Below are 24,939 nucleotides of genomic sequence, written 5' to 3' on the forward strand. Positions count from 1 at the left end.
AATAATTACATATTAAAAACAACAATTCATCAAAATAAATAGAAAAACTAATACATTTAATAGCAGTTTAATGCATATTCAAAAAACCAGCCTCCCCTGTTATATATAGAAGTAAATTCTTATTTTTGACCGTCTACCAAAGCACAATCATGATTAAAAGAGAAAAAATTAAAAGCCTGCTGGAAAGCAGCGAACTTAACAGAGAAGTAACGGTGATGGGTTGGGTACGTACCTTTCGTAACAACCAGTTTATTGCATTAAACGATGGTTCCTGCATGGGCAACATCCAGATTGTAGTAGATTTTAATAATACACCCGATGAACTGTTAAAACGCATTACCACCGGTGCTGCGATCGCTGTGCAAGGTATGGTTGTTGAATCTCTGGGAAAAGGTCAGAAAATAGACATCAAAGCAACATCAATAGAGATATTAGGCGATAGCGATCCAGAAAAATTCCCCCTACAGCCAAAAAAACACAGTCTTGAATTCCTTCGCGAAATTGCACACCTGCGTTTCAGAACCAATACCTTTAATGCCGTATTTAAAGTACGTCATGCCATGGCCTTTGCCATACATCAGTTTTATAACGAAAGAGGTTTTGTTTACATGCACACGCCAATCATTACCGCTTCAGACGCTGAAGGTGCTGGTGAGATGTTTAAAGTAACCACATTAGACTACGATAATACCCCGAGAACCGACGACGGAAAGGTTGATTTTACAGAAGATTTTTTTGGCCGCGCAACGAACTTAACAGTTTCCGGACAATTAGAAGGCGAATTAGCCGCCATGGCTTTCGGCCAGATTTATACCTTCGGACCTACCTTCAGGGCGGAGAACTCTAATACCACCCGCCACCTGGCAGAATTCTGGATGGTAGAGCCAGAAATTGCTTTTGCAGACCTGGAGGATAACATGCAGCTGGCCGAGGACATGCTGAAGTACCTGATTGAATACGCCCTTAAAAACTGTAAAGAGGAATTGGAATTTCTAAACACGCGTTTGCTGGATGAAGAAAAATCTAAACCTCAACAGGAACGCAGTGAACTTTCCCTGCTAGATAAACTGAACTTTTGTTTAACGAATGATTTTGAGCGCCTGACCTATACAGAAGCCATCGCCATCCTTAAATCGTCTAAGCCAAACCAGAAAAAACAATTTAAATACCTTATTGATGAATGGGGTGCTGACTTACAATCAGAACATGAACGTTTTCTAGTAGAAAAACACTTTAAGAAACCAGTGATCCTGACCAACTACCCTGCCGACATCAAGTCGTTTTACATGCGCCAGAATGAGCCAGATGCCCAGGGTCGCCAAACCGTTGCCGCCATGGACATTCTTTTTCCTGGCATCGGCGAGATAGTGGGTGGTTCACAACGAGAAGAGCGCTTAGACAAGCTTACCGCGCGCATGGAAGCCATGAATATACCACAAGAGGAGCTTTACTGGTACTTAGATACCCGCCGTTTTGGATCAGCACCACATGCTGGTTTCGGTCTGGGCTTCGAAAGACTGGTTTTATTTGTGACTGGCATGACCAATATCAGAGATGTTATTGCCTTCCCAAGATTCCCTAAAAATGCTGAATTCTAAATTCAAGCTAACCTTATAAAAAAAGAAGCCTGTCGTCATGAAAGTGATACAGGCTTTTATATTTTCAATCCTACTAAATAAAACACCTTGCAAACAAAAAAGACATATAAACCCCTGGAAAAGCACTACCATCAGGTAATAGAAAAAACAGATTTCACAGCAAGCCCCCTGCCCCAGTTTGATTTTGAATCGGTAGAATTTCGGGGATGTACTTTTAACAACCTCTCCGGATACCATTTTTCCGACTGCCTATTTTCTTCCTGCAACTTAAGCAACGCTGAATTGCGTGGTTCTAAAATGCAGGATGTGCTGTTCAGGGACTGCAAACTAATAGGAATTAATTTTTTTACGACCAGCGACTTTGGCTTCAACCTCACTTTTGAGCGATGTCAATTAGACTACGCCAGTTTTGAACATAAAAAAATGAATAAAAGCGTGTTCCAGGATTGCAGGCTTCATGGTGCAAATTTTTCACAGACCGACTTATCTAAAGCTAAAATGGAAGATTGCGACCTGCTAAATGCGATTTTTTCTTCCACTAATATCAGTGGTGTAGACTTTAGCACGAATGTAAACTTCAACATAGACCCTACACAAAACCTGGTTAAAAAAGCAAAGTTTGCTGCCGATAACCTGGCGGGATTGTTAGGCAGGTTTGACCTGATCATTAAACCTTAAAAAGCAAAATCAAGTCTTAAGTATAGCTTAACCAGACCTTATTGTATTTGGCTTTGGCCAGCCTACCTGCATTGCACCTTAAATGCACCTCGCTTCGAATTTGTGAAACAAGGTGCGACGGAGGTCCACGGCAGGTGGGAAGGAGAATGGCTTATTTATAAGCTATACTTAAGGAACAGATCATGAACTAAAGCGGTTTAATTATCCTGATGCCCTACAGCTACTTGTCCTAAATAAGGGTTGGCATGTGCATAATCAACAGAAGACACTTTATAGTCTGTTGGCGCAAAACTAGCCGAAGTGCTTAGCGTCATTCCCAACTCAAAACGCATCGGGTAAGGTGTTTGCAATAAACAACCTTCTGGCGCGTATGGGAAAGACTCAATGTACGACTGCGTCATGTTAGGCGAAATCCTGCGGTTAATATAAGCACGGGTAAGCTGGTAGGGATGACGTAAACCCGCAGCACCTAATAGTTCTACGGCACTGGCTACCGTTAAACGGTGGAAGTTAAATACCCTTACTTTTTTATCGTCAACCACCAGGCCCTTCATTAAACTTGCGTCTTGCGTCGCCACCCCAGTCGGGCAGGTATTACTGTTGCATTCCAATGCCTGGATACATCCCAATGCGAACATCATCCCACGTGCGGTATTACATACATCAGCACCCAGCGCAATGTTTTTTACCAGGTCGAACCCTGATGTAATTTTACCTGACGCTATAATTTTAATATGTTTTTTAAGATCGAATCCCGACAATACATCGTAAACAAAAGCTACCCCCTCACGTAAAGGTGTACCCACAGCATTAGAGAACTCCTGAGGTGATGCACCTGTACCGCCTTCACCACCATCAACGGTAATGAAATCTACATAGGTATTGGTTTCAACCATGGCTTTACAGATGGCAAAAAACTCGCTTTTACGACCGATACACAGTTTTATACCCACTGGTTTTCCACCCGAAAGTTCTCTCAGTTTCTTAACAAAAGCCACCATTTCCAAAGGTGTAGTAAAAGCCGAGTGTCCTGGGGGAGAAATCACATCAAAGCCTTGTTTAACTAAACGTATGCGTGATATTTCTGGTGTTACCTTTGATGCTGGTAAAATACCTCCATGCCCAGGTTTAGCACCTTGTGAAAGTTTAATCTCAATCATTTTCACCTGTTCAGTTTTCGACCTTTCCGCAAATGCTTCATAGTTAAACGTACCATCGTGATGACGGCAGCCGAAATAACCTGTACCAATTTGCCACACCAAATCACCACCTGGACGGGTATGGTAATCACTTATGCCACCCTCACCTGTATTATGCATGAAGTTACCCATTTTTGCCCCCCCATTTAAAGCAAGGATCGCATTCTGACTTAATGAACCGAAACTCATGGCCGAAATGTTATAAATGCTGGCAGAATAGGGTTGTGCGCATTCCGGACCACCTATAAGCACCCTTGGGTCTTCATTAAGTTCGTGGTGACTAATGGCGGCAATACTATGGCTTAACCATTCGTAACCGTTTTCGTAAACATCAAGCTGGGTTCCAAAAGGAATGGTATCATTTTCCTTTTTGGCACGCTGGTATATTAATGAACGGCTTAACCTGCTGAAGGGTTTACCATTGGTATCACTCTCTACGAAATATTGATAAACTTTAGGACGTAAGTCTTCCGCAAAATACCTTAAACGTCCTATAACTGGGTAGTTTCTAACAATACTATGTTTAGGTTGGTATAAATCGTAAACCCCGAGGATGACGATAGGTCCAACAAATATAAAGGCCCAAAAAAATGGTGGCCAGGCTAAACCGATCATAACCGTAGCTGTCACTAAAAATGCAGCTATTGCAACAAAAGCTTTTCTCATCTGATTAATCTACTAAATAACCGGCAATAGTACGGGATTTATCTAGATACAGACGAAAGTTTTTCATATTTTTACATATGCTGATCAAAATCTACCCGGAGAACCCTAACCCAAAAGCCATACAACAAGCCGTTGACGTGTTAAAAAAAGGAGGACTTATCATCTATCCTACTGACACTGTGTATGGATTGGGCTGCGACATTACCAACCAGCGGGCCATCGAAAAGATTTGTGTAATCAGGGGTGTTAAACCAGACAAAGCAAATTTCTCTTTCATTTGTTCAGACCTGAGCAATATTTCCGACTATATTAAACCAATAGACACCATCACTTTCAGGGTACTCAAGAAAGCATTACCTGGCCCTTATACCTTTATATTGAATGCCAACGGACAAGTGCCGAAACTATTAAGTTCTAAAAAGAAAACCGTGGGCATCCGTGTACCTGATAACAGTATAGCTCAGGAAATTGTGCGGCAATTGGGTAATCCCATCCTATCAGCTTCCATAAAAGATGAAGATGAACTACTAGAATATTCTACAGATCCTGAGTTGATCCATGAGAAATATGAAGATCGGGTAGACTTAATTATCGATGGCGGGTATGGCGGCAATGAAGCCTCCACTGTGATCGACTGCACTACCGGAGAATTTGAGGTGATCAGAGAAGGTAAAGGAAGTCTGGAAGACCTGTTTTAAAGGGCCAGCCAAACTTCCCATACAACTTAAAGCGTAGTAAACTCTTCCATAAAAGCACCAATGCGTGCTGGTGATTTATCTTCTGCAATAACTTTAACGAATGCTGTACCAATAATGGCCCCATTTGCATAATGGCAGGCTTTATCGAACGTTGCTTTGTTGTTGATGCCAAAGCCAATCATGGTTGGGTTTTTTAAGTTCAAGGCCGCAACCCTGGCAAAATAGTCATCGGTATTTTGCGACAGCTGCAAGTTTTTACCGGTGGTGGCCGATGAGGAAACCAGGTAAATAAAACCTGTGGTCAGCGCATCAATTTTATGTATGCGCTCAACAGAAGTTTGTGGTGTAACCAAAAAGATATTACTCAGGTTATACTTTTCAAAGCTCTCTTTATAAAACTCTTCATACTCCACCATAGGCAGATCTGGAACAATGCAACCATCTACTCCAACCTCTGCACACGTTTTGCAAAAGTTATCTACACCATATTGCAACATAGGGTTTACATAACCCATGAGCAATATTGGAATGTTAATTCTTGAACGCAGGTCTTTTAACTGGCTAAACAAAAGGTTGAGGTTCATGCCATGATCCAAAGCTTGTTTGCTGCTGGCCTGAATCACCGGGCCGTCGGCTACAGGGTCTGAGTAAGGGAAACCAATTTCCAGCATATCAGCTCCAGCACTTTCCAGCGCTGCTGCAATTTCCAGCGTATCTCCCAACCCGGGGAACCCTGCGGTATAATATATAGATAAGATATTATTCTTTTTCTCGGCGAATAATTTATTAATTCTGTTCATTTCCTATTTTTATAATCCAAAGTATTTCATGTAGGTATCCATGTCCTTATCGCCCCTGCCCGACAGGCATACCACTACATTTTCACCACCTTTAAACGTCATTTTTTCTAAATAAGCCAATGCATGTGCACTTTCAATGGCAGGAATAATACCCTCCAATTGTGTGCATAACAAACCCGCTTGTAAAGATTCATCATCTGTTACCGATGCGTACTGCCCCCGCCCTGTTTTAAATAAATGGGCATGCTGAGGCCCAATGCCTGGGTAATCCAAACCTGCAGACACTGAAAAAGGCTCTACCACCTGTCCATCACCAGTTTGCATCAATATACTGCGGCTGCCATGCAACACCCCTTCTTTACCCAGGGCAGTGGTGGCTGCAGAAAAACCACTGTTTACCCCTTTACCTGCCGCTTCAACAGCAATTAGTTTTACATTTTCATCACCCAGGAAATGGTAAAACATGCCCATGGCATTACTACCCCCGCCAACACAAGCCATCACATAGTCAGGCTGGTCGTTACCGGTTTGTTCCAGCAATTGTTTTTTAGTCTCTTCAGAAATAATAGATTGAAACAAGGCCACCATATCAGGATAAGGATGTGGCCCTACTACAGAACCTATAATATAGTGGGTATCAACTGGATTATTCACCCAGTCGCGCATGGCCTCATTGGTCGCATCCTTTAAAGTTTTAGAACCTGAAGTAGCAGGAACAACCGTTGCCCCAAGCATTTTCATACGTGCCACATTTGGTGCCTGGCGTTCAATATCTATCTCCCCCATGTAAACCACACATTCCAGTCCCCGTAAAGCACATACTGTTGCTGTAGCTACACCATGTTGTCCGGCACCAGTCTCCGCAATAATCCGTTTTTTCCCCAGGCGTTCCGCCAGTAAAATCTGGCCAATAGTATTATTTATTTTATGTGCACCGGTATGGTTCAGGTCTTCACGTTTTAGAAAAATATTGGCGTTGTACTTCGCTGATAGGCGTTTAGCCAGGTACAACGGCGAAGGCCTCCCCACATAATCTTTTAATAACTGGTGAAATTCCTGTTGAAATGACACATCATTAATAATTTGCAGGTAATGCTGCCTAAGTTCTTCTACGTTAGGATATAGCATTTCCGGAATATAGGCTCCGCCGAAATCTCCATAGTATCCTTTTTCGTTTACAAAATAATTCATAGTCCTTTATATTAGTTCCCCTTTGCCTGGGCGCTGGGAAAGAGTTGATGTTTAAATTCAGTTAATGCAGCCACATCCTTTAAGGCTGGTGCCAGTTCAAATTTACTATTGATATCGATAGCGTATAAACGCGTATCGCTCACTTCTCGTATGGCCTGCAAGCTTTCAAGTCCGATGCCCCCACTTAAAAAATAAGGAAGACTTAAGGCATAACCTCCTAATAACGACCAGTTAAACTGCTTGCCAGAACCACCGTGTGCTGAGGTTTGGGTATCGAACAGAAAGTAATCCACCACTGTTTCAAAAGGGATCAGCTGTGTAAAATCAAAATTCTCATGAATACCGAAAGCTTTAATCACCTCCATCTTGGGGTGTGCTTTTTTTACCACACTGGCAAAAGCCGCATCTTCACTCCCATGTAATTGTACTGCATCTAATTTATAATCCCGTACTGCAGCGGTAATTTCGTCAAGTGTCGCATTAACAAACACTCCTGTTTTATGAATGTTTCCAGGAATAGCCTGCATGACAGTTTCTTCAAGATCGGCGACATACCTTTTAGAACCCGGATAAAAGATAAAACCCAGATAATCGGGCTGTAGGGCTACTACAGCCAGTATATTTGCCGGGTCGCGCATGCCACAAATCTTTAACTTCAAGTTCATGACATTAGTTTAATAAAGTTCGGAAACTGTTTAGCGCCTTTTTAGCTACCAGAGATTCTTCAGCCTCATAGAAACAATCAGCAAAAGATTTTGTACTGTCGGCAGTCTGTAGCGCCAGTGCAGCATTAGTAAGCACCACATTATTTTGCGCATCAGTACCGTCACCATTCAGCACAGACATAAATATTTCTGCCGAAGATGCTACAGTGTCTCCACCCTTGATCGATTCTTCGGGAATAGTTTCAAAACCAAAGTCCGATACCTTTAACATGGATTCGCCTTTTTTACTAAAAATCTTCACATCGCTGGTTAAGGAAACCTCATCAAAACCACCTAATGCATGTAAAATGGTGTAATTGATGGCTGTATCCTGATAGAGGTAAGCATATAAACGTGCTAGTTCCAGGCTAAACACCCCAACCAGCTGGTTTTGCGGTTGCGATGGGTTGCTTAGCGGACCAAGCATGTTAAAAAAGGTCTTTACCCCTAATTCTTTACGAATGGGCGCTACAATTTTCATGGCTGGATTAAAGAGTGGGGCGTGGATAAAGCATATTCCCGCAGCATCCAGACTACGTTTAAGCTGATCCTTATCACTAGTAAACGTATACCCCAGGTGTTCCATCACATTAGAGGATCCACAACCCGAAGAAACTCCGTAATTACCATGTTTAGCAACTTTTTGACCGGCACCTGCCACCACAAAAGATGCCAGAGTAGAAATGTTGAAAGTATCTTTTCCATCACCACCGGTGCCACAAAGGTCAATTAAGGAGTAATCCGACAGGTCTATTTTGGTACACAGGTCCAGCATGGCATCGCGAAACCCCTGTAACTCCTGTACAGTAATATTCCGCATGCCATAAGCCGTGATAAATGCGGCAATCTGCGACGTATTGTATTCGCCACGGGCAATGGATGTCAGGATTTTTTGGGCTTCAGCGCGACTGAAACTCTTGTTCTCGAATAAGTGGTGTAGGATTTTCTTCATGATCTTAAAACAAAAAAGGTTGCCTTTACAGCAACCCACATTTTTTTTATATAAAATAAAACGTACTCAATAGGGTTACACTACGCTGTTGCGCTGTGCCACCACCACTTGTTAAGTCCGTTTGTTAATATCATCTCCCAAATATGGTATTGTTTTAGGAAAGCAGCAAATCTATTTTGAAATAAATTAATAGCGCTCCCTTTTACTACCATCCATAACCTCTACCGACTTAACATAAAAAACTATGCAGCAAACCAGGTCATTAGCCTTAGCTATTTGATAAGTGCGTTTTTCTCTTTGGTAAAATGCTTAAATACCAGCTTATCGGCCAGCGATGGCAATAACTTGTTTAACCATACCGTCATCTTTCCTTGTGCGGTCATCACCAGGGTCCTTTTCCTGCCAGCTATTCCAGCAATAATATGCGCTGCAACCTCCTCGGCAGTCATCATTTCCCCTTCTTCCATACTGGTTTCCCCATGCGAAGTACCATCTTTAGCTAAAGCGGCTACACGAATATTGGAAGCGGTAAAACCCGGACAGGCCACCATGACATGCACTCCGGTGGGCAACAACTCTGTTCTCAAGGATTCCATAAAACCATTCATGGCGAATTTTGACGCCGAATACCCTGTACGGCCAGGCAGACCGCGATAACCGGCAATAGAAGAGATTCCAATAATACTGCCTTTAGTTTTTAGGATTTCATCAAGGGCATATTTACTGCAATAAACTGTGCCCCAGAAATTTACGTTCATCAGGTTTTTAAGCACCGATAAGTCTAGGTCCTTAAATAATGCCCGCATGGAGATACCTGCATTATTCACCAAAATATCTATTCGTCCAAAGGTTTGAACAGCCTGCACGACCATAGCTTTACAATCTTCCTCCTTACTCACATCAGCCTGTACCGCTAGCGCCTTTACACCATATTGCTGTTCAAGCGAGGCGGTGATTTCACATAAGGTTACATACTGACGCGCGGCCAGCACCAGATTTGCGCCACGGCTGGCAAAAGCGATGGCCAGTGCTTTGCCAATACCCGACGATGCGCCGGTAATGATGACTACTTTATTTTTAAAATCCATGGAGGCTTTATATAATAGAACTGTGATAAGGTACTCTGGTAACAATGGAGCGACCCAACGTAATTTCGTCGGCATATTCGAGTTCGCCGCCAAAGGCGATACCGCGGGCAATTGTGGTAATTGGAATCTGGAAATCTTTCAACCTTTTATACAAATAAAACAGCGTCGTATCCCCTTCCATAGTGGCACTTAAGGCCAAAATAACCTCTTTTACTGGCGTAGTGGCTACACGTTGAACCAGCGAATCAATATACAAATCAGAAGGACCAATGCCATCCATCGGGGAAATCAAACCACCAAGCACATGGTATACACCAAAATACTGCCCTGTGTTTTCTACAGCCATTACATCGCGAGTGTCTTCCACTACACAGATCACTTCATTTTCCCGCTTTTTGGAAAGACAGATTTCACAAAGTTCCTGGTCGGAGATGTTATGGCAGACGCTGCAATGCTTAATCTCCTGACGAAGTTTAATAATGGAATTGCCAAAATGGCTTACCTCGTCCTTCTCCTGTTTCAATAAATGCAATACTAAACGTAATGCTGTTTTTTGTCCTACGCCTGGTAACTTAGCAAATTCATTCACAGCATTCTCCAGTAATTTTGAAGAAAAGTTCATTCTACAAATTTATATTTATCTTCGGTTATTTGATTTTTAAAATATCATTTTATTACATTTAGCCCCTTATTCACTATCTATATTATGACCCCAGGTATACTTCTCTCTTTTTTATTAGGTTACTTTGTCCTTCTTTTCTGCGTCGCCTATTACACTTCACGAAAAAATTCAGACAACGCTTCATTCTTTATAGCTAACAGAAATTCAAAATGGTACCTGGTAGCCTTTGGCATGATCGGTACCGCTTTATCTGGTGTAACCTTCATTTCTGTTCCAGGTGCAGTAGGTAACAGCGACTTCGGTTATTTTCAATTTATCATGGGTAATGCAGTTGGATTTATCATCATCGCCACGGTGCTCCTGCCCCTCTATTACCGCTTAAATATCATCTCCATCTACACCTACCTCGAAAGACGTTTTGGCTTTTGGAGTTACAAAACAGGCGCAGTGATCTTCCTGGTTTCCAGAACTATTGGCTCAGCCTTTCGCTTATATTTAGTAGCTATTGTTTTACAACGTTTTATCTTTGATGCCTGGAACGTGCCTTTCTGGGTAACCATTGTCATCTGTCTGGTTTTAATTTGGGCTTATACCCATAAAGGTGGTTTAAAAACCATTATTATCACTGATACTCTTCAAACTGTATTCTTGCTTTTGTCTGTGCTGCTTTCTATTATTTTCATGGCCAAGTCTTTAGACCTCGATGTGGTTGGAACATTTGAAGCGGTAAAAAACAGCAGTTATTCTAAGATCTTCTTCTGGGAAGATTTTATGGGAAGTAAAACACACTTTCTTAAACACTTTCTGGGTGGTATTTTTGTGACTATTGCCATGACTGGTTTAGACCAGGATTTAATGCAAAAAAACCTGAGCATGAAAACCATCGGCGAGGCTCAAAAGAACATGTATACTTTTACAGCGGTTTTTGTAGCCTTAAATATTTTCTTTTTAAGTGTCGGTGCATTGCTTTATTTATATGCTGAACGTAATGGTATTGATACTACTGCCTTGAGAACGCCAGATTACCTGTATCCTGAAATTGCTTTAAACCACCTGGCCATTATACCTGGAATTGTGTTTATGCTGGGCTTAACAGCCGCCACCTTTGCCACCACAGATTCAGCTTTAACTGCCTTAACGACCTCTTTTTGTATTGACTTTTTACACTTTGATAAAAAAGCTGATCAAAACGATCCAGGCCTGGTTACTAAAAGACATTGGGTACATGTGGGTTTCTCTGTTTTAATGGTCATGGTCATCATGATCTTCAGGTTAATTAACGATGATTCTGTGGTTAACGCCATCTTCAAAGCAGCAGGTTATACGTATGGACCGCTATTAGGATTATTCAGTTTCGGACTACTCACAAAAAAAGCCGTTAAAGATAAATTAGTGCCATATATATGTATATTATCACCTATTTTGTGTTTATTGATCGACGCCAATAGCATGAGCTGGTTTAACTATGCTTTAGGCTTTGAATTAATCATCTTAAACGGCTTGATTACCTTTTTAATGCTTTGGTTTACAGGAAAAACGTCTACCACTCAAACAAAATTTTAAAACTTAATTCTACCTGGAATGACAAGTGAAGAGAAAATAAGAAGTGCTTTTGAAAATAAAAACTGGCAGGAAATTAAAGTTACAGACTCCTGGCAGATCTTTAAGATCATGGCTGAATTTGTAGAGGGCTTTGAAAAGCTTGCGAAAATAGGCCCTTGTGTATCCATTTTTGGATCGGCAAGAACACCAGAAACCAATCCCTATTATGATATGGCCGTAGAATGTGGCCGTCGCCTTACCGAACGCGGTTATGGCGTAATCACTGGTGGCGGACCTGGTATTATGGAAGCAGGAAATAAAGGTGCTCATCAAAATGGAGGTAAATCTGTTGGATTAAATATTGACCTTCCTTTTGAGCAGTTTCATAATAAATATATTGATCCAAATAAGCTATTGGACTTCGATTACTTTTTCATCAGGAAGGTAATGTTTATGAAGTATTCGCAGGGATTTATTGTACTTCCTGGTGGCATGGGTACCATGGACGAATTATTTGAGGCCATTACCCTGATTCAAACCGGCAAAGTTGCCCGTTTCCCAATTGTTTTAGTAGGAGTAGATTATTGGAGCGGTCTGGTAGACTGGATTACCAACACCATGTTAAAGAAAGAACATAATATTCATGCCGAAGACCTGAACTTATTCAGGTTGGTAGATACTGCCGAAGAAGCCGTGGAACACATCTTCAGGTTCTATGATAAATACGTTTTAAAACCGAATTTCTAAGCCATTTAAATCAAATACTATGATGTTTTTATCATAGTATTTGATTTAAAACTACTCACTCCCCCAGAAACAACAAGTTTCATTGCCTCAGGTGCACTCATATTCAGTGGAACTATTTTATCTTTATTCACTACATAAACCTGTCCGGCAAAGGAATACGAGAATGGAAAATAAACTACCGCCTCGCCGGGCAAACCTATAGCCTTCAAATCATTCTGCGTTAAAAAGCCGATCCTTTTCAAGTCCCCTTCCACCTGTACCAATACCGGATGGTTAAACTTCTTCTCATCACCAACAAAAGCCTCTGTAAGGTCTTTAATCGACGAATAAATGTATTTCACCAGCGGCAAACGGTTCATCACCTTCTGAAACCAGTTGTACATAGGTTCGGTAACGAAGTTAGTGACGATAATGCCGGCAATTAATATAATGCCGACCATGGTGGCCAGACCCAAACCAGGGATATTTCTGCTGGCGCCCGTTTTAGGGTCTACACCCAGGATATTGTTAACATTTAACCAGCTATCAATGGTGGTTACTCCCCATATTACAATAAGAACACTTAAAGAAATAGGGAGGACAATTAATAATCCTTTAATCAAGTAATTTAACAACGCTCTTCCTATTTTGTTCATGCTGTAAAATTACTCATAATAATAGATTCGTTTCACCCTTTGCGATATATTTGTTAAGATCTCATAAGGAATAGTTTTTATTTGCTTAGCAAGCTCTGCAATGGTCAATTGTTCGTTAAACACAATTACCTCATCTCCTACACTAACATTTAATCCAGTTACATCTAACATACACATATCCATACAGATGGAACCCACAGTGGGCACTAATTCTCCATGAATAAGCATTTTCCCTACGCCATGACCAAAGTCCCGTCGGTAGCCATCTGCATAGCCTATTTTTACCGTAGCAATCGTACCTCCTTCTGGCAGTGATCCACGACGACCATAACCAATGGTTTCGGTAGATTTAACCTGTTTGATTTGAGTGATGGTGGTTTTTAAGGTGGTCACAGTATGTAATCCCCTGTTGTTTTTTAATGCCGCATCGAAACCATATAACCCGATACCAATGCGTACCATATCAAGCTGAGCCTCCGGAAACCTGGTTACTGCCGCCGTATTGGCTATGTGCCGGATAAAAGGGTAATCTAACGCAGCTGTAAATTTATCAACAATCGCCAAATAGCGACTTAACTGGTACTGTGAATATTCGTCCTGCTCCGGATCGTCGCTAGCCACCAGGTGCGAAAAAACCGACATCACTTTGACCTTGGTGTCATCAGTAATATAGGTTAACAACTCGTCAATTTCTGTTTCATCAAACCCCAAACGGTGCATGCCCGTATCAATTTTCAGGTGTACAGGGTAACTTCTTTCCCCATCAGGCAGAAAGTTTAAAAAGCCTTTTAAGATATCCAGGTTATACAACTCCGGTTCCAGTTTGTATTTCATAATGGCATCAAAAGCGGAGGGTTCAGGACTCATCACCATAATCGGCAAGGTAATTCCGGCTTTTCGTAGTGCAATCCCCTCATCGGCATAAGCCACCGTGAGGTAATCCACTTTATGATACTGCAACACATTGGCAATTTCAAAACTCCCGCTGCCATAGGAGAAAGCTTTAACCATGGCCATCACTTTCACCCCAGGTTTTAACTTCGATTTATAAAAGCGCAGGTTACTCAGCAGGGCGTTTAAATTTATCTCCATCACCGTATCATGGATTTTTTGCGTCAGCAATTTACTGATGCGCTCAAATTCAAACCTCCTGGCGCCCTTCACTAATATGGTCTCGTTGTTAAAATGTTGAGCCGGGAAATCATCTATAAAGGCCTGTGTATGATCATAAAAATCAGTTTCCATGTCAAAAGATGATGCAAATTCTGTGATATGGGGACCGATGCCAATCAGCTTGTTTACCTGTTTCTGACGCAATAAAGAAGCGATCTCCTCATACAGCGCCAGGTCATTTTTCCCCGTTTCATAAAAATCAGATAAGATGACTGTTTTACGTGCATGTTGGTTTTGAGAGTTGAGGAAATCAAGTGCAATAGCCAGGGAAGAGATGTCTGCACTGTAAGAGTCGTCGATCACAGAACAATGATTAATGCCGTTTTTTAACTCCAGTCGCATACTGATGCGATTCAGTTTCTCCAGTCTCAAATCCGCTTCTTCAGCGCTATAGCCCAATACCAATAAAGTAGCCCAGCAAATAATGCCGTTTTCTACGGAAGCCTTATCAGTAAAAGGAATCAGACATTGAATTTCTTTTCCTTGATATAAAGCACGGATGTAACTGCGGTTGTCGATCGGTTCTACAAACAACACCCTCAGGTCGGCTTCCTGCTTCATGCTCCAGGAGAATTTCACTTGCCCGGGTAACTCTTTTTCACGCAGTTCGGGTGTATGCTCCGGACTATAGATAAAGGTTTCTACCTGTTGAAATAACTTCAGTTTCTCCAGCAGTTTCTCCTTACGCGACGAAAAACCTTCTGCATGGGCCTCCCCTATATTGGTTAATATGCCTATCGTGGGCTGAATGATATCGGCCAGCACCTGCATTTCTTCATTTTTTGATACTCCGGCTTCAAAAATGCCCAAGGTATGCTCCTCACTAATCTGCCATAAGGACAAAGGCACGCCGATTTGCGAGTTAAAACTCCGTGGACTTCGCACCACGTTATAATCTGGCGCCAACAATTGGTATAACCATTCTTTGACGATGGTTTTACCGTTACTCCCCGTAATAGCAATTACAGGTAACGTATAGCTTTCCCGATTATCGCGGGCGAGTTGCTGCAGCGCTTGCAGCACATCGTTCACCACTAAAAAATTGGCACCTTCATACTGAGCAAGGTAATAGCGGTTGCTGATCACAAAATTCCGCACTCCACGTTTATAAGCATCTGGTATAAACTCATGCCCATCGCGCTGTGCAACGATGGCAAAAAACAAGGTACATTCCGGATCAATCACACTACGGCTGTCAATCACCAGGTTATCAATAATGGAACTGGATTCCCCTAAATGGGCCTCCGCATGCAATAAGGTGCTGAGGTATTGAATGTTATGGTTATTTTCCATATTATCGTATTTGCCCGGCTCCCCTCACTATCCATTTATAACTGGTTAATGCTTCCAGGCCCATTGGCCCCCTGGCGTGAAGTTTTTGTGTAGAAATTCCAATTTCAGCCCCCAAACCAAATTGTCCGCCATCTGTAAATGCTGTGGAAGCATTGGCATATACCGCAGCTGCATCTACCTGGTTTAGAAAGCGTTCCAGATGCTCAGGAAGCTCAGAAATGATGGCCTCACTATGTTTTGAGCTATAGATGCTAATGTGCGCTAAAGCCGCATCCAGATCAGCCACCGTTTTTACAGCCATTTTATAATCCAGAAATTCTGTACCAAAATGTTCTTCAGTTGCCTGCTGCAGTAAATGTGCAGGGTAATTTGCTTGCAATTGCTCATATGCTTGTTCATCAGCAAAAACAACCACCTGTTTTTCCACCAGTGGTTCCAGTAGCTGTGCTAAATCAGCAAGACGATCTTGTTGTATCAACAGGCAATCGAGTGCATTACACACACTTACCCTTCTGGTTTTCGCATTCATGATGATGGCTTTCCCTTTTTCAACATCACCTGCTACATCAAAATACACATGAACTATACCCGCGCCGGTTTCAATCACAGGGATCCGGCTGTTTTCACGAACATAATTGATCAGTTGCTGACTACCACGTGGGATAATCACGTCCACAAAACCCACCGCCTGCAGCAAATCATGGGTAGCCTGCCGATCTGCCGGCAATAAGGTAACAAATGCCGGATCAAGCTGATGAGCGATTAACACCACCTGAATGATGGAGGTAATAGCCAGGTTAGAATATGCGGCATCACTACCCCCCTTTAAAATACACACATTACCCGTTTTGAAACAAAGTGAAAATACATCCAGGGTAACATTAGGACGGGCTTCATATATTACACCTACCACACCCAGAGGCACACTAACTTTGGAAATTTTCAAGTCATTGGGCATCACTTTTTCCAAAAGCACCTGCCCTAATGGACTGGTTAACGCGGCCACCTGACGAATGTCGTTTGCGATATCAGCAATCACTTGTTCCGACAATTTTAAGCGGTCATATTTAGGATCATCCGTTGCCATTAAGGCTAAATCCTTCTTGTTTTCCTGTAAAATAACCGAGCTGTTTTGCGTTACCGCATCGGCAAGATCCAATAAAAGGCTATTGATTTCAGTAGTAGTCAGGAGCGAAATATCCCTTGATGCTCTTAAAGCATGCTGGAAGTAACGTTGGTTTTCCATGATGATAGGCTATCCGTAATTAATTCTTTACGGCGTAAAAATAATTATAATGTACTAATGGTTTCTGTCCCTTTTCGCCAAGCCGTTCCCTGGCTTTATCTGCACCATATTCGGCAATGCCCAGGCCAATTAACTCATCATCGGCTCCAACTAGTTTTATGATGTCGCCTTTGGCAAATTCAGACGTTACCGCCAGCAGGCCAACAGGCAATAAACTACTGGCTTTACCAGATAACAGCGCTTCTTTAGCCCCTGCATTTAACTTAACCACACCTGTAGCCGAGTTTTCAGAATGGGCTATCCACTTCTTTTTACCAGATGTATTTTTTTCTGCAATAAAATGAGTGTTGATTACTTTTCCAGCTAACAAATCGGTTAATACGTTTTCACGGGTGCCATTGGCAATGTGTACGGGTATGCCCAACTTGGCTATTTTCTGCGCCATAGATAATTTGGTAACCATACCACCACGCCCAAATCCCGATTTAGCCTTTGTGATAAACGATGCCAGTTGGTTGGCACCCGGTTCGATCACTTCCACCACTTTACTGCCTTCCAGCTTAGGATCACCATTATATATCCCATCCACATTGGACAAGATAATGAGTGCGTCGGCATTTAGCATAGAGGCAATTAAACCAGCCAGCTCATCATTGTCTGTAAACATCAGTTCTGTTACCGATACCACATCATTCTCATTGACCACCGGAATAACCTGGTGTTTCAATAAAATGTCCAGACAGTTTTTGATGTTCAGGTAGTGCATGCGGTCGCGAAAGTCTTCTTTAGTAACCAGCACCTGTGAACACAACAAATCATGTTTCCCGAAGAGCTGTAAATAAGTATTAATCAGTTGAATCTGGCCAATAGACGCCAGAAGTTGTCTGGCCGCAACGGTATTCTGTTTTTCTTGTATCTTGATTAGACTTCTGCCAGCAGCAACCGCGCCCGAAGAAACGACTACCACCTCCATGCCTTGTTTTTTGAGTGCAGACAACTGTGCAACAAGGTGTTCCATACGCTGCACATCAGGTAAACCGTCTTCACGGCTGAGCACATTAGAGCCTATTTTAACGACAACTTTATGATAGCTGTTTTTCATGCCCTAATGTAGTTATTTACCGGTTGATTTTCTGAAACAAGGCTGTTTTTTGATCAGCAGCTTTGTTAAGATATTCGTAAACTTGTAGAATTGGAAACGAACTATAAAAAACCGGTTGTATTAGATAAAAAAACTGCTTTAGCTAAAGCGGAACACTATTGTGCGTACCAGGAACGCGCACAGCAGGAGGTGAGAAATAAATTATACGACTGGGGCCTGCACTCAGCAGAAGTTGAAGAGCTCATCTCAGAATTAATTGTCACCAATTTTTTAAATGAAGAAAGATTTGCCAAAGCCTATGTTTCCGGTAAGTTTAACATCAATAAATGGGGCAAGATCAAAATCAAGCAAGGACTGAAGCTAAAAAAGATTCCCGAAAAGATGATTATCCGGGCTTTAAATGGGTTGGATTACGATGATTACCTCCTGGCCATTCAGGTTGCTGCAGAGAAAAAACTAAGGACAATTACAGAAAAAGACCCCTACAAGAAGAAGCATAAGCTGGTTTCGCACCTGCTTAGCAGGGGATTTGAAAATAATTTAATTTTAGAGGTACTGAAAAACAACAACTTACTATAAACCTCATTAATTTTAAAAAAATAACTTGCAGGAAATAGATTTGTGCCTATATTTGCATCACCAAAACGAAAGAAACTGCTTTAACATTTAGTAGCTTTCTGAAGTTTAAAAGATCACGGATGTGGTCATCAATGCGAAAGTAGCTCAGTTGGTAGAGCACGACCTTGCCAAGGTCGGGGTCGCGAGTTCGAATCTCGTCTTTCGCTCTAAAAGCCTTCTTCATGAGGGCTTTTAATTTTAAAAGGTTTTACACCTGCTCAGATGGTGGAACTGGTAGACACGCAGGACTTAAAATCCTGTGACCTTAAAAGTCGTGCGGGTTCGATTCCCGCTCTGAGTACACAAACAAAAAAACCTGTAAGTTTCAAAACTTTGCAGGTTTTTTTTTCAGGCCTCCTTAGCTCAGCTGGTAGAGCAACTGACTTGTAATCAGTAGGTCATTGGTTCGATCCCGATAGGAGGCTCTTTAAATTTTCAACATCTTATGCCAAGATTTAGTAATTTTATTCCTTGAATAAAATACTTACGAAGCTTAAAACGATGCTGAAATCATGATAAACATTGCTAAACTCCTTGTTCTTTTGTTATTCCTCTCTGGTTGCAGTCTGACGCAACCTATGTCCACAACCCAGAGCCTCCATACGGAACAGCTCATCATTGAAAAATTAAGTGATCACACCTACCGTCATATCTCCTATTTGAAAACCAACGATTTTGGTAAAGTTGCCTGCAACGGAATGGTTGTAACCGATGGCAAAGAGGCTATCATATTTGATACCCCAACTGATAATGAAACCTCTGCCATATTGATCAATTGGGTAGAAACTAATTTACAATGCAAAGTTAAAGCTGTAATTGCCACCCATTTTCACGACGATTGCCTGGCGGGTTTACCTGAATTTCATCAACGAGGAATTCCATCGTATGCTAACCACATGACAATTAAACTGGCTAAACAGCACAATGCAACCCCTCCCCTACATGGATTTAACCTATCTACCGAACTGGTGGTAGGCAAAGAAAAAGTGTTAATAGCATATTTTGGCGAAGGTCATACCAGAGACAATGTGATAGGGTACTTTCCTTCAGAAAAAGTAATGTTTGGGGGCTGCCTGATCAAAGAATTGGGTGCAGGCAAAGGCAACCTGGAAGATGCGAACACGACAGAATGGCCAAAAACGGTTAAAAAGTTAAAAACGAACTACCCTGCAGCGAAAATTGTAATTCCGGGACATGGGAAACCCGGAAATATTAGCCTATTAGATTATACTATTCAATTATTTGAAAATAAATGATTTAAGGTAACCATTAGGTGTGCTTACCACTTCCTTGGCGGTTAGTAAAGACCACAATTGCTAAACATTTTTCAAAAAAACTTGCACAGTATATAATTCTCGCTATATTTGCAATCCCAAAAGAAACCAAATACGGTTTTAAAAAGGAAAAAGACCACGGATGTGGTTAATAAAATGCGAAAGTAGCTCAGTTGGTAGAGCACGACCTTGCCAAGGTCGGGGTCGCGAGTTCGAATCTCGTCTTTCGCTCTAAAAGCCTTCTCCTGGAAGGCTTTTAATTTTAAAAGGTTTTACACCTGCTCAGATGGTGGAACTGGTAGACACGCAGGACTTAAAATCCTGTGACCTTAAAAGTCGTGCGGGTTCGATTCCCGCTCTGAGTACAGCCCCTTTTTACGCAAGTAAAGAGGGGTTTTTCGTTTAAAAAACTTTTCAAGGACTCTATAAACATAGATTTTATCGGTTCAGTCTGCAACGCCCCATCCGACAACAACTAAACTTCCCAGCATTTTACCACGAAAAAATAATTGCAAATAAATTTGCGCAACTAGAAGGTTGCACATATATTTGCAACTGATTAGTTTCATTAAAACAAGGAGAGACAAATGCGTAGAGACATTTTTCAAGCAGTTGCAGACCCAACAAGACGAGCCATAATCGTCTTAATTGCATTGCAAGCAATGACACCAAATGCCATTGCCGAGAACTTTAACACGACACGACAGGCTGTGTCAAAACATTTACGCATTTTAACAGAATGCGAACTTGTAAAACAAGAACAAAAGGGTAGAGAAATTTATTACTCACTAGAAATTGACAAAATGAAAGAAATTGACAAGTGGATAGAACAATTCAGAAAGATTTGGGAAACCCGATTTAATCAATTAGACAACCTATTATCAACAATTAAAAAATAAAAAATGAATAATTTACAATTTGACTTTAGGGTTGACAAGACAACCAAAACTGTCTACATAGATAGAGAATTTAATGCAGAACTTTCACTTGTATGGGACGCATTTACCAAACAAGAAATTCTTGACCAATGGTGGGCTCCTAAACCCTACTTGTCCAAAACTATAAGAATGGATTTTAGAGAAGGTGGGCGAAGATTCTATGCAATGGTTAGCTCAGCGGGAGTGGAAATAGGTTGGCAAATACAGGACTATACTTCAATAAGCCCGAAAACTAACCTTAAATTTTTAAGTGTTTTTGCCGACAAAGACGAAAATCCTTTTTTGCCAGGTTCCAATTGGGATTTGAATTTTAGTGAACAAAATGAAATAACCAAAGTAAGCATTACGATATATAATGATTCTCTTGAACGCATGGAAAAAATGATTGAAATGGGCTTCAAAGAAGGCTTTACTGCGACATTAAATGAATTAGATACTTTACTATCAAGCTAATGAACTGGTTCGTCTTCAGTACGTCTATGGGTACCAAACAAAAAAAGCCCCATTATATGGGGCTTTTTTTATGTTTAATAAATTGAATTTGCTCGTCAATCAGCACTATGACACTGCAGCAGCCCCAGCCGATGCCACCTCATGATCCTGTTCTACAGCACCACCCGATACCCCAAGGGCCCCAATAATCTTTCCGCTGTTATCTTTAAGTAAAACACCCCCTGGAAAAGATATCAAACCACCATTAGAATGCTCAATGTTATATAACGGACCGCCAGGTTGCGATAATTTACCTATCTCCCCTGTGTTCATATCAAAAAACCTGGCAGTTTTTGCTTTTTTAATCGAAATATCAACAGAACCCAGCCATGCATTGTCCATCCGGTGAAAAGAAACCAGGTTTGCACCTTCGTCAACAATGGCAATGTTCATGGGTACCCCTATGGCATTTGCCTTTTCTATAGCAGCCGTAGCTACACTTTCTGCTTGTTCTAATGTGATGCTCATACGTTACATTTTAAAAAACTAACATACCAGGCTGTAATAATGTTTGTTATACATCCAATAAAATGCTAATGGTCAGCGTTAAACCACAATTCTTGTAACAATGCCTACTATATTAATAGACTTCATTATCTTTGCACCGTTTAACAACAATATCACCTCAATCATGGTTAACCATGATCAACACAGGTTAACGCAAACGAATGATTGAATTAAAAAATATCAGTAAAATTTTTCATCAGAAAAAGAAAGAGATCATCGCCTTAGCTGAAGTTTCCTTACACGTTCCAAAAGGTAAAATATTTGGCGTGATTGGTTCATCAGGTGCGGGAAAAAGCACACTGATCCGTTGTGTGAACTTGCTAGAAAGACCTACACAAGGCCAGGTGCTGGTAGATGGCGTAGACCTGATGGCACTTTCGGCTTCACAGCTTGCCCAGGAAAGAAGGCAGATCGGCATGATTTTCCAAAACTTCAACCTGCTATCTGCCCGAACAGTTGCCGAGAACATTGGCTTCCCATTGGAGCTTGATCATACCCCGAAAGAACAGGTGGCCAAACGTGTACAGGAGCTACTAAAATTAGTCGGACTGGAAGAAAAAGCAGGTGCTTATCCTGCTAATTTATCTGGTGGACAGAAACAACGCGTTGCTATTGCACGTGCATTGGCCAGTAACCCTAAGGTATTGTTATGCGATGAAGCCACCAGTGCACTGGATCCGGCGACAACGAGTTCCATACTTGCCCTTTTAAAAGACATTAACAAAAGACTAGGCATTACCATCCTCCTGATTACTCATGAAATGGAGGTAATCAAAAGCATTTGCGATGAAATAGCCGTGATTAGTTTTGGCCGCCTTATAGAACAAGGCTCGGTAAGTGAAATTTTTACCAATCCAAAAACCGACGTTACCCGCGAATTGATTGCGTCTTCCATCAAAATAAACCTGCCCGATGCTTACCGGGCAAAGATTAGCGCAAGTCCGGCACCTGGTAAAATACCCCTGATTAAACTAGAGTTTACGGGAAATTCAGTTGATGAACCTGTGGTATCAGAAGTGAGCAGGCTATTTTCTTTAAATAACAACATCATTTCGGCACAAATAGAATATGCCGGCGATATCCAGTTTGGCGCCATGATTTTAGAAGTATATGGCACGCCAGAAAATCACCAGATGGCACTGGCCTATTATAAACAAAAACAGATTAAAGTGGAGGAGTTAGGTTATGTCTGAGTCGATGATTTTATTGCTATTTAAAGGCGCCTGGGAAACCATCTTTATGACACTGGTATCTGGTTTTTTTGGTTTCGCTATAGGCCTGCCAACAGGTGTAATGTTGTTCTTGAGTCGTGAACGACAGATTCTGGAAAACAAGTCGCTTAACCGGGCGTTAGCCATTATGGTAAATATCTTCCGTTCCATCCCTTTTATTATCCTTATTGTCTGGATGATCCCTTTTACCAGGATGGTGGTAGGAACCTCTATCGGCGTGTATGCCGCTTTAGTGCCATTAAGCATTGGTATTGCACCTTTTATTGCGCGCATGGTCGAAAATAGTTTATTAGAAGTGCCAAACGGTTTAGTAGAAGCAGCTAGAGCTATGGGCGCCGGGCCTTTCCAAATTGTGAGAAAAGTATTGTTACCCGAATCACTTCCTTCCCTGATTAATACCGCATCCATTACTTTAATCACCCTGATTGGTTATTCGGCCATGGGTGGTGCCGTTGGTGCTGGTGGCTTAGGCCAAATCGGTTACCAATATGGTTACGTAGGTTACGATGTATTGGTCATGAATACCGTACTCCTATCCCTGGTTGCCCTGGTTTTTATCATTCAATTTATTGGCGACTACCTGTCTAAAAAGGTAGACCACAGAAAATAACCCTCATCAAACAGCTTATTATCATTCCTATGAACAGAAATTCTTTCTCCATATTCATTGTCGCTTTACTGGCCACCATCACCTTATACAGTTGTGGCGGTGCCAAAAACACAGATCCCAACCTTATTAAAGTAGGCGTAATTGCTGGGCCGGAATACCGTGTAGCACAAGCTGCACAAAAAGTGGCCCTTGAAAAATACGGGCTGCAGGTAGAATTGGTGCAATTTAACGATTATGTAATGCCAAATGAAGCACTTCTACAAGGCGACATTGATGTAAATGCTTTTCAAACCGTTCCTTTTCTGGATGTACAAACTAAACAACGCGGTTACAAATTCGCTGTAGTTGGAAACACCTTTGTATACCCTTTGGCAGGTTATTCAAAAAAAATTAAAAGCCTGGACCAGTTAAAAAACGGCAGTACGATCATCATTCCAAATGATGCTACCAATGGCGGTCGTGCGTTGATTTTATTACAAAAAGCTGGTTTGCTTACCTTAAACAGTGGCGTGGGTTTGTTGCCTACCGTAAATGACATTAAAGACAATCCCAAAGACTTGAAGATCCTGGAACTGGAAGCCCCACAATTACCCAGAGCATTGGATGACCAAAATGTGGCTATTGCCATCATCAATAATACTTTTGCTACGCCAATCGGATTATTGGCTGAACGCGACGGCTTGTTTTACGAGGCACGCGAATCACCTTATGTTAATATTATTGTTTCCAGAGAGGACAATAAAACGGAAGAAAAGGTGAAGAACTTTGTAAAAGCTTACCAATCAGATGAGGTGGTGAAAGCTGCTAAAAATGAATTCCAGGGAAGTGCCATCAAAGGCTGGTAACACGCTGCAATGAAGAACATCTAATTGCTTTTTAAAGAAAGTATTATGTAAATTGGATTACTTAAACCTAATCCTTTATGAAATCAGCCTGTACCATTACCCATGTAGAAATTCCTGCCCCAGACCTAACCCTTGCATCTGCATTTTACGCAGCTGTATTTGATTGGAAGATCGAAGTTGTCATAGAAAACAGCTACTCCTTTTTTATGATTGGAGATACCCAAACAGGCGGCGGATTAGATGCGTCATTAAAACCTGCAGCACAAGGTGTCGGCACCCAGTTGGTGATCAACGTGGAGGATATTGACCAATACCTCCACAAAATTGTAAATGCAGGTGGAGCGGTAACACAAGAAAAAACACAAATTGGTGATGGTGGGCATGGCTACTTTGCTTCCTTTCAGGATCCCAATGGCAATCACCTGCAAATCCATTGCGACAACTAATCATCCTCTATACTTCCCCTCTATATCTTGTTCGGTAAAACCT

25 protein-coding genes and 5 tRNA genes are annotated in these 24,939 nt (G+C 41.6%); 18 read left to right on the top strand and 12 right to left on the bottom strand.

Annotated features, from left to right (window positions below; genetic code table 11):
* The first annotated feature begins 149 nt into the window (after window positions 1–149).
* Entirely contained in the window at window positions 150–1,598 is a 1,449-nt protein-coding gene (gene asnS / locus IWX76_RS12435; protein WP_196860257.1) for an asparagine--tRNA ligase, read from the top strand.
* An 87-nt stretch (window positions 1,599–1,685) separates the two neighbouring features.
* A complete protein-coding gene (locus IWX76_RS12440; RefSeq protein ID WP_196860258.1) occupies window positions 1,686–2,276 on the top strand; it encodes a pentapeptide repeat-containing protein in 591 nt (196 codons plus the stop codon).
* Between the two features lie 197 nt (window positions 2,277–2,473).
* Here IWX76_RS12440 and IWX76_RS12445 read toward each other — a convergent pair whose 3' ends face one another.
* Window positions 2,474–4,141, bottom strand: coding sequence for an FMN-binding glutamate synthase family protein (locus IWX76_RS12445; protein ID WP_196860259.1), 1,668 nt, complete (start codon window positions 4,139–4,141; stop codon window positions 2,474–2,476).
* Between the two features lie 77 nt (window positions 4,142–4,218).
* Here IWX76_RS12445 and IWX76_RS12450 point away from each other — a divergent pair, with 77 nt between their 5' ends.
* Entirely contained in the window at window positions 4,219–4,839 is a 621-nt protein-coding gene (locus IWX76_RS12450; RefSeq protein ID WP_196860260.1) for an L-threonylcarbamoyladenylate synthase, read from the top strand.
* 26 nt (window positions 4,840–4,865) lie between these two features.
* Here IWX76_RS12450 and trpA read toward each other — a convergent pair whose 3' ends face one another.
* The 6 genes from trpA to recR form a co-directional block, all read right to left on the bottom strand.
* Complete coding sequence (trpA, locus tag IWX76_RS12455) at window positions 4,866–5,639, bottom strand: tryptophan synthase subunit alpha (RefSeq protein ID WP_196860261.1); 774 nt, start codon at window positions 5,637–5,639, stop codon at window positions 4,866–4,868.
* Window positions 5,640–5,648: 9 nt separating this feature from the next.
* Window positions 5,649–6,830: a tryptophan synthase subunit beta gene (gene trpB / locus IWX76_RS12460; RefSeq protein WP_196860262.1), complete on the bottom strand. Its 1,182-nt coding sequence runs from the start codon at window positions 6,828–6,830 to the stop codon at window positions 5,649–5,651.
* Window positions 6,831–6,841: 11 nt separating this feature from the next.
* The gene (locus IWX76_RS12465; protein WP_196860263.1) at window positions 6,842–7,495 is read right to left on the bottom strand and encodes a phosphoribosylanthranilate isomerase; all 654 of its coding nucleotides are present in this window, start codon (window positions 7,493–7,495) and stop codon (window positions 6,842–6,844) included.
* A gap of 4 nt (window positions 7,496–7,499) precedes the next feature.
* Complete coding sequence (gene trpD, locus IWX76_RS12470) at window positions 7,500–8,486, bottom strand: anthranilate phosphoribosyltransferase (protein ID WP_196860264.1); 987 nt, start codon at window positions 8,484–8,486, stop codon at window positions 7,500–7,502.
* 272 nt (window positions 8,487–8,758) lie between these two features.
* Entirely contained in the window at window positions 8,759–9,574 is an 816-nt protein-coding gene (locus tag IWX76_RS12475) for an SDR family oxidoreductase (protein ID WP_196860265.1), read from the bottom strand.
* 7 nt (window positions 9,575–9,581) lie between these two features.
* Window positions 9,582–10,196 (bottom strand): recombination mediator RecR, encoded by a 615-nt coding sequence (gene recR / locus IWX76_RS12480; protein WP_196860266.1) that lies wholly within the window; start codon window positions 10,194–10,196, stop codon window positions 9,582–9,584.
* Between the two features lie 84 nt (window positions 10,197–10,280).
* On the opposite strand from recR, the gene IWX76_RS12485 reads away from it, so the two are divergent.
* Both IWX76_RS12485 and IWX76_RS12490 read left to right on the top strand, forming a co-directional pair.
* Window positions 10,281–11,759 carry a sodium:solute symporter gene (locus IWX76_RS12485; RefSeq protein ID WP_196860267.1) on the top strand — a complete coding sequence of 493 codons (1,479 nt, stop codon included), beginning with the start codon at window positions 10,281–10,283 and terminating at the stop codon, window positions 11,757–11,759.
* 18 nt (window positions 11,760–11,777) lie between these two features.
* A complete protein-coding gene (locus IWX76_RS12490; RefSeq protein ID WP_196860268.1) occupies window positions 11,778–12,485 on the top strand; it encodes a TIGR00730 family Rossman fold protein in 708 nt (235 codons plus the stop codon).
* Between the two features lie 17 nt (window positions 12,486–12,502).
* Here IWX76_RS12490 and IWX76_RS12495 read toward each other — a convergent pair whose 3' ends face one another.
* The 4 genes from IWX76_RS12495 to proB are packed head-to-tail and all read right to left on the bottom strand — an operon-like array spanning window position 12,503 to window position 17,934.
* The gene (locus IWX76_RS12495; RefSeq protein WP_196860269.1) at window positions 12,503–13,120 is read right to left on the bottom strand and encodes a DUF502 domain-containing protein; all 618 of its coding nucleotides are present in this window, start codon (window positions 13,118–13,120) and stop codon (window positions 12,503–12,505) included.
* A 9-nt stretch (window positions 13,121–13,129) separates the two neighbouring features.
* Window positions 13,130–15,586 carry a bifunctional UDP-N-acetylmuramoyl-tripeptide:D-alanyl-D-alanine ligase/alanine racemase gene (locus IWX76_RS12500; RefSeq protein WP_196860270.1) on the bottom strand — a complete coding sequence of 819 codons (2,457 nt, stop codon included), beginning with the start codon at window positions 15,584–15,586 and terminating at the stop codon, window positions 13,130–13,132.
* Window position 15,587: 1 nt separating this feature from the next.
* Window positions 15,588–16,832 (bottom strand): glutamate-5-semialdehyde dehydrogenase, encoded by a 1,245-nt coding sequence (locus IWX76_RS12505; RefSeq protein ID WP_196860271.1) that lies wholly within the window; start codon window positions 16,830–16,832, stop codon window positions 15,588–15,590.
* Between the two features lie 19 nt (window positions 16,833–16,851).
* Window positions 16,852–17,934 (bottom strand): glutamate 5-kinase, encoded by a 1,083-nt coding sequence (proB, locus tag IWX76_RS12510; protein WP_196860272.1) that lies wholly within the window; start codon window positions 17,932–17,934, stop codon window positions 16,852–16,854.
* Window positions 17,935–18,024: 90 nt separating this feature from the next.
* Between proB and IWX76_RS12515 the strand changes: the two genes are divergently transcribed.
* The 9 genes from IWX76_RS12515 (at window position 18,025) to IWX76_RS12555 (ending at window position 21,217) form a co-directional block, all read left to right on the top strand.
* Complete coding sequence (locus tag IWX76_RS12515; RefSeq protein ID WP_196860273.1) at window positions 18,025–18,513, top strand: regulatory protein RecX; 489 nt, start codon at window positions 18,025–18,027, stop codon at window positions 18,511–18,513.
* Window positions 18,514–18,646: 133 nt separating this feature from the next.
* Window positions 18,647–18,719: transfer RNA gene (locus IWX76_RS12520), tRNA-Gly, on the top strand.
* 49 nt (window positions 18,720–18,768) lie between these two features.
* A tRNA-Leu gene (locus IWX76_RS12525) sits at window positions 18,769–18,853 on the top strand.
* A gap of 51 nt (window positions 18,854–18,904) precedes the next feature.
* A tRNA-Thr gene (locus IWX76_RS12530) sits at window positions 18,905–18,977 on the top strand.
* 87 nt (window positions 18,978–19,064) lie between these two features.
* The gene (gene bla, locus IWX76_RS12535; RefSeq protein ID WP_196860274.1) at window positions 19,065–19,808 is read left to right on the top strand and encodes a subclass B1 metallo-beta-lactamase; all 744 of its coding nucleotides are present in this window, start codon (window positions 19,065–19,067) and stop codon (window positions 19,806–19,808) included.
* Window positions 19,809–19,984: 176 nt separating this feature from the next.
* Window positions 19,985–20,057, top strand: a tRNA-Gly gene (locus IWX76_RS12540).
* Window positions 20,058–20,106: 49 nt separating this feature from the next.
* Window positions 20,107–20,191 (top strand) — tRNA-Leu (locus IWX76_RS12545).
* A 222-nt stretch (window positions 20,192–20,413) separates the two neighbouring features.
* Complete coding sequence (locus IWX76_RS12550) at window positions 20,414–20,725, top strand: ArsR/SmtB family transcription factor (protein ID WP_196860275.1); 312 nt, start codon at window positions 20,414–20,416, stop codon at window positions 20,723–20,725.
* Window positions 20,726–20,728: 3 nt separating this feature from the next.
* Window positions 20,729–21,217 carry an SRPBCC family protein gene (locus IWX76_RS12555; RefSeq protein ID WP_196860276.1) on the top strand — a complete coding sequence of 163 codons (489 nt, stop codon included), beginning with the start codon at window positions 20,729–20,731 and terminating at the stop codon, window positions 21,215–21,217.
* Window positions 21,218–21,322: 105 nt separating this feature from the next.
* Here the strand turns inward: IWX76_RS12555 and IWX76_RS12560 are convergent, their stop codons facing one another.
* On the bottom strand, window positions 21,323–21,724 hold the full coding sequence (locus IWX76_RS12560) for a GlcG/HbpS family heme-binding protein (protein WP_196860277.1): 402 nt from the start codon (window positions 21,722–21,724) through the stop codon (window positions 21,323–21,325).
* A gap of 200 nt (window positions 21,725–21,924) precedes the next feature.
* Here IWX76_RS12560 and metN point away from each other — a divergent pair, with 200 nt between their 5' ends.
* The 4 genes from metN to IWX76_RS12580 all read left to right on the top strand — a co-directional run bounded on the left by metN (window position 21,925) and on the right by IWX76_RS12580 (window position 24,896).
* Window positions 21,925–22,956 (top strand): methionine ABC transporter ATP-binding protein MetN, encoded by a 1,032-nt coding sequence (metN, locus tag IWX76_RS12565; RefSeq protein WP_196860278.1) that lies wholly within the window; start codon window positions 21,925–21,927, stop codon window positions 22,954–22,956.
* Entirely contained in the window at window positions 22,949–23,605 is a 657-nt protein-coding gene (metI, locus tag IWX76_RS12570) for a methionine ABC transporter permease MetI (protein ID WP_196860279.1), read from the top strand. The genes metN and metI overlap by 8 nt, the downstream gene beginning before the upstream one ends.
* A 29-nt stretch (window positions 23,606–23,634) precedes the next feature.
* Window positions 23,635–24,450: a methionine ABC transporter substrate-binding lipoprotein MetQ gene (gene metQ / locus IWX76_RS12575; protein WP_196860280.1), complete on the top strand. Its 816-nt coding sequence runs from the start codon at window positions 23,635–23,637 to the stop codon at window positions 24,448–24,450.
* A gap of 77 nt (window positions 24,451–24,527) precedes the next feature.
* Entirely contained in the window at window positions 24,528–24,896 is a 369-nt protein-coding gene (locus tag IWX76_RS12580; RefSeq protein WP_196860281.1) for a VOC family protein, read from the top strand.
* The last annotated feature ends 43 nt before the right edge of the window (window positions 24,897–24,939 follow it).

The organism is Pedobacter sp. CAN_A7 (assembly GCF_015752175.1).
In the GTDB taxonomy this organism is placed as follows: Bacteria; Bacteroidota; Bacteroidia; order Sphingobacteriales; family Sphingobacteriaceae; genus Pedobacter.

Coding starts and splice junctions, on each gene's coding strand:
- asnS (WP_196860257.1), top strand. CDS start 150: ATGATTAAAAGAGAAAAAATTAAAAGCCTGCTGGAAAGCAGCGAACTT.
- IWX76_RS12445 (WP_196860259.1), bottom strand. CDS start 4,141: ATGAGAAAAGCTTTTGTTGCAATAGCTGCATTTTTAGTGACAGCTACG.
- IWX76_RS12450 (WP_196860260.1), top strand. CDS start 4,219: ATGCTGATCAAAATCTACCCGGAGAACCCTAACCCAAAAGCCATACAA.
- trpA (WP_196860261.1), bottom strand. CDS start 5,639: ATGAACAGAATTAATAAATTATTCGCCGAGAAAAAGAATAATATCTTA.
- trpB (WP_196860262.1), bottom strand. CDS start 6,830: ATGAATTATTTTGTAAACGAAAAAGGATACTATGGAGATTTCGGCGGA.
- IWX76_RS12465 (WP_196860263.1), bottom strand. CDS start 7,495: ATGAACTTGAAGTTAAAGATTTGTGGCATGCGCGACCCGGCAAATATA.
- trpD (WP_196860264.1), bottom strand. CDS start 8,486: ATGAAGAAAATCCTACACCACTTATTCGAGAACAAGAGTTTCAGTCGC.
- IWX76_RS12475 (WP_196860265.1), bottom strand. CDS start 9,574: ATGGATTTTAAAAATAAAGTAGTCATCATTACCGGCGCATCGTCGGGT.
- recR (WP_196860266.1), bottom strand. CDS start 10,196: ATGAACTTTTCTTCAAAATTACTGGAGAATGCTGTGAATGAATTTGCT.
- IWX76_RS12485 (WP_196860267.1), top strand. CDS start 10,281: ATGACCCCAGGTATACTTCTCTCTTTTTTATTAGGTTACTTTGTCCTT.
- IWX76_RS12490 (WP_196860268.1), top strand. CDS start 11,778: ATGACAAGTGAAGAGAAAATAAGAAGTGCTTTTGAAAATAAAAACTGG.
- IWX76_RS12495 (WP_196860269.1), bottom strand. CDS start 13,120: ATGAACAAAATAGGAAGAGCGTTGTTAAATTACTTGATTAAAGGATTA.
- IWX76_RS12500 (WP_196860270.1), bottom strand. CDS start 15,586: ATGGAAAATAACCATAACATTCAATACCTCAGCACCTTATTGCATGCG.
- IWX76_RS12505 (WP_196860271.1), bottom strand. CDS start 16,832: ATGGAAAACCAACGTTACTTCCAGCATGCTTTAAGAGCATCAAGGGAT.
- proB (WP_196860272.1), bottom strand. CDS start 17,934: ATGAAAAACAGCTATCATAAAGTTGTCGTTAAAATAGGCTCTAATGTG.
- bla (WP_196860274.1), top strand. CDS start 19,065: ATGATAAACATTGCTAAACTCCTTGTTCTTTTGTTATTCCTCTCTGGT.
- IWX76_RS12550 (WP_196860275.1), top strand. CDS start 20,414: ATGCGTAGAGACATTTTTCAAGCAGTTGCAGACCCAACAAGACGAGCC.
- IWX76_RS12555 (WP_196860276.1), top strand. CDS start 20,729: ATGAATAATTTACAATTTGACTTTAGGGTTGACAAGACAACCAAAACT.
- IWX76_RS12560 (WP_196860277.1), bottom strand. CDS start 21,724: ATGAGCATCACATTAGAACAAGCAGAAAGTGTAGCTACGGCTGCTATA.
- metN (WP_196860278.1), top strand. CDS start 21,925: ATGATTGAATTAAAAAATATCAGTAAAATTTTTCATCAGAAAAAGAAA.
- metI (WP_196860279.1), top strand. CDS start 22,949: ATGTCTGAGTCGATGATTTTATTGCTATTTAAAGGCGCCTGGGAAACC.
- metQ (WP_196860280.1), top strand. CDS start 23,635: ATGAACAGAAATTCTTTCTCCATATTCATTGTCGCTTTACTGGCCACC.
- IWX76_RS12580 (WP_196860281.1), top strand. CDS start 24,528: ATGAAATCAGCCTGTACCATTACCCATGTAGAAATTCCTGCCCCAGAC.